This window comes from Bradyrhizobium sp. (assembly GCF_030654605.1).
Taxonomy (GTDB): Bacteria; Pseudomonadota; Alphaproteobacteria; order Rhizobiales; family Xanthobacteraceae; genus Bradyrhizobium.
Genome location: NZ_JAURXB010000271.1, coordinates 1 through 3,281, shown reverse-complemented (window position 1 = coordinate 3,281; position 3,281 = coordinate 1). Strand labels below are relative to the sequence as shown.

At 62.9% G+C, this 3,281-nt stretch carries 3 protein-coding genes and 1 pseudogene; 1 reads left to right on the top strand and 3 read right to left on the bottom strand.

The genetic code is table 11. The features are described from left to right. Positions 1-68: 68 nt before the first annotated feature. Positions 69-932 carry a formyltetrahydrofolate deformylase gene (gene purU, locus Q7U29_RS24825; protein WP_304745787.1) on the bottom strand — a complete coding sequence of 288 codons (864 nt, stop codon included), beginning with the start codon at positions 930-932 and terminating at the stop codon, positions 69-71. Between the two features lie 136 nt (positions 933-1,068). On the opposite strand from purU, the gene Q7U29_RS24820 reads away from it, so the two are divergent. After that, a complete protein-coding gene (locus tag Q7U29_RS24820) occupies positions 1,069-1,911 on the top strand; it encodes a uroporphyrinogen-III synthase (protein WP_304745785.1) in 843 nt (280 codons plus the stop codon). Positions 1,912-2,002: 91 nt separating this feature from the next. Here the strand turns inward: Q7U29_RS24820 and Q7U29_RS24815 are convergent, their stop codons facing one another. Both Q7U29_RS24815 and Q7U29_RS24810 read right to left on the bottom strand, forming a co-directional pair. Next, positions 2,003-2,980, bottom strand: a complete 978-nt coding sequence (locus tag Q7U29_RS24815; protein WP_304745783.1) for a tripartite tricarboxylate transporter substrate binding protein — start codon at positions 2,978-2,980, stop codon at positions 2,003-2,005. Positions 2,981-3,133: 153 nt separating this feature from the next. Continuing rightward, positions 3,134-3,281: pseudogene (locus tag Q7U29_RS24810) on the bottom strand (GDP-L-fucose synthase); the annotation flags it as partial.

Sequence of the window (3,281 nt, the reverse complement as noted above, 5' to 3'; positions counted from 1 at the left end):
GCCGGCCACGCGCGACTTCGGCTGGAATCCGAGAGCCTTCAATCCCAAATTCGACTGACGCAGTTCCGTCAGTCCATGAACACCACGGTCTTGCGGCCGTTGAGGATCACGCGATCCTCAAGATGATGGCGCATGGCGCGCGCCAGCACGCGGCGTTCGATGTCGCGGCCCTTGCGGACCAGGTCTTCGGGCGTATCGCGGTGGCTGATGCGCTCGACGTCCTGGTCGATGATCGGACCCTCATCGAGCGCGCTGGTGACGTAATGCGCGGTGGCGCCGATCAGCTTGACGCCGCGCTCATGGGCCTGGTGATAGGGCCGCGCGCCCTTGAAGCCCGGCAGGAACGAATGATGGATGTTGATGCAGCGTCCCGACAGCCTGGCCGACATCTCGTCCGACAGGATCTGCATGTAGCGCGCCAGCACCACGAGGTCGGTCCTGGTCTCGCCGACCAGATTCCAGACCGCGGTTTCCTGCTCGCGCTTGGTCTCCTTGGTGACCGGCAGATAGTGAAACGGAATCTCGCCGAAATCGAGATTGCTGTAGGTGTCGCGCGGATGGTTGGAAACGATCGCGGTCGGGATCATCTCGAGTTCGCCGGTGCGCCAGCGATACAGGATATCCGCGAGGCAGTGATCGGATTTCGAGACCAGCAGCATGACCCGGCGGCGGCTGGCGCGGTCGCGCATCAGCCATTCCATGCCGAAGCGTTCGGCGATCGCCCCGAAGCCGGTTTGCAGCGACGCCAGATTGACCGCGAGATCGGCGGCATTGAACACCACCCGCATGAAGAAATGACCGGTCTCGACGTCGTTGAACTGCTGGGCATCGAGAATATTCTGCCCGTTATGGGCCAGGAACGTCGATACGGCCGAAACGATGCCGGGGCGATCCGGGCAGGACAGTGTCAGAACGAACTGATGATCGGGCATGGCGAGCTTGATGGCTTCATAAGGAGGACGGAACGGCGATTTGCGGCCTGCTCTATCACCCGGAACGCCCTTGCGCCAATCCCGGTCGGAGCGTCATGATGAACAAACAACAGGCGACCCGAGCTCGAGCAGGATCATGGCTGACAGACTGAACGGCTATCGCATTCTCATCCTGGAAACACGCGAAGAGGCGCAGTTTTCCCGCCTGCTCACCGAGCAGGGCGCGGACGTGCTGCAATGTCCGATGTTCACCATCCACGACGCGCCGGATTCCGCGCCGGTCGAGGCCTGGATCGGCCGCTTCATCGCAAGACCCTGCGACGATCTGGTGCTGATGACCGGCGAGGGTCTGCGGCGGCTGATGAAGGTGGCGCGGCGGACCGGCGTCGACCAGGATTTTGTCACCGCACTCGGCAAGGCACGCAAGTTCGCGCGAGGTCCCAAGCCCGGCAAAGCGCTGCGCGAGATCGGGCTGGAGCCGCAAATGACGACGGAGAAGCCGACCTCGGAGGGAATCGCCGAGATGCTGTCGCGGGTCGATCTGGCGGGCCATCGCGTCGGCCTGCAGCTCTATCCGGACAAGGATCACAGCGCGCTGATCGGCACGATCACGGCGCAAGGCGCTGACGTCGATGCCGTCGCGCCTTACGTCTACGACGCGCAGGCCGCCGAGACCAACATCATCACCGCGATCGACGAGATGGCACAGGGCCGGATCGACGCGATTGCGCTGACCAGTTCGGGCCAGGCGCGCCGCCTGTTCGAGGTGGCGCGGGCGCATGGATGTGAAGCGCGATTGCGCGAGGGGCTGGCGCGCACGCCGATCGCCTCGGTCGGGCCTGTCGTGTCCGACGAGTTGAAGTCCCACGACCTGCGCACGGACATCTATCCCGCCAACGATGCCTTCTTCATGAAGCCGCTGATATCGGCGATGGCGGCGACGCTCGGCAAGACCGCGCCGCGCAATGCGGCCAGCTAGGCCTCGAAAACAAAAATATCGAAAACAACCCCATGTACAGTAAGCGGAGCTCGTGTTTTCCGGAATTTTACGGTATCTTGATACTACTTTGCTAGTCAACCTTGGCGCCGGCGAACTTCACCACCTTGCCCCATTTTTCCGTTTCATCCGCTACAAGCTTGCCGAAATCGGCAGCCGAGCCCGGCAGCAGGATGGCGCCGATTTCACCGAACCGCGCCTTCGCAGCGGGATCGGCCAGGATCGCGTTGACGGCCTTGTTCAGCGTTTCGACGATCTCGGGGGGCGTGCCCTTCGGTGCGGCGAGGCCATACCAGGCGCTGGCTTCAAAGCCCGGCAGGAAATCAGCCACTGTCGGCAGGTCCGGCAACACGTCCGAACGCGTCGTGCTGGTGACCGCGAGACCGCGCAGCTTGCCCGACTTGACGTGCGCGGCGCAGGTCGGAAGGTTGTCGAACATGACCTGGACCTGCCCGGAGAGCAGATCGGTGAGCGCCGGCGCGCCGCCGCGGTAGGGCACGTGGAGCATGTCGATGCCGGTGAGCATCTTGAACAATTCGCCCGACATATGGATCGTGGACCCGTTGCCGGAGGACGCCATGTTGAGCTTGCCGGGGTTCGCCTTGGCGTAAGCGATCAGTTCGGGGATCGTCTTGACCGGAACCTCGGGGTTCACCACCACCACGTTCGGAAAACGGATGATGCCTGCGATCGGTACCATCTCCTGCATGAAATTGAAGTTGAGTTTGCTGTAGAGCGTGGCGTTGATCGCGTTCGCCGGCGCGACGAGAAGAAGCGAGTAACCGTCTGGCGCGGCCCGCAGCGCCGCCTCGGTGGCGATGTTGGTGCCGCCGCCGGGCCGGTTCTCGATGACGAATGACTGACCGAGCCGCTCCGAAAGCCATTGCCCCATCAGTCGCGCGGTCAGGTCCGCCGAACCGCCGGGGGTATACCCGATGATCAGGCGAATGGGACGCGTCGGATAGCTTTGCGCTTCTGCGCTCCGGGAAATGACCGGCAGCAGGGCGGCCCCTGCGGCCAGTTGCAGAAATTGGCGACGCGGAAATTTCATGATGCCTCCCGAACGGAACCTTCGCTGCGGCTCGGCAATCCCATATGGAACAATGCCGCCGCGCTATTACGGTTTTCTTGGGCGAAGCGTACCTTCGGCCGGGCATATATTACAAGCAGGATAAATCGAACCTGCCTTCGATTTATCCGGCGATCATTTCTGTTCGCTGAGATACGCCTGATAGGCCAGCCGGATGCCATCCTCTAGCGAGGTGCTGGCGCGCCAGCCCAGCCTGGCGAGGCGGCTGACGTCGAGCAGTTTGCGCGGCGTGCCGTCGGGCTTCGAGGTGTCGAAGCTGATC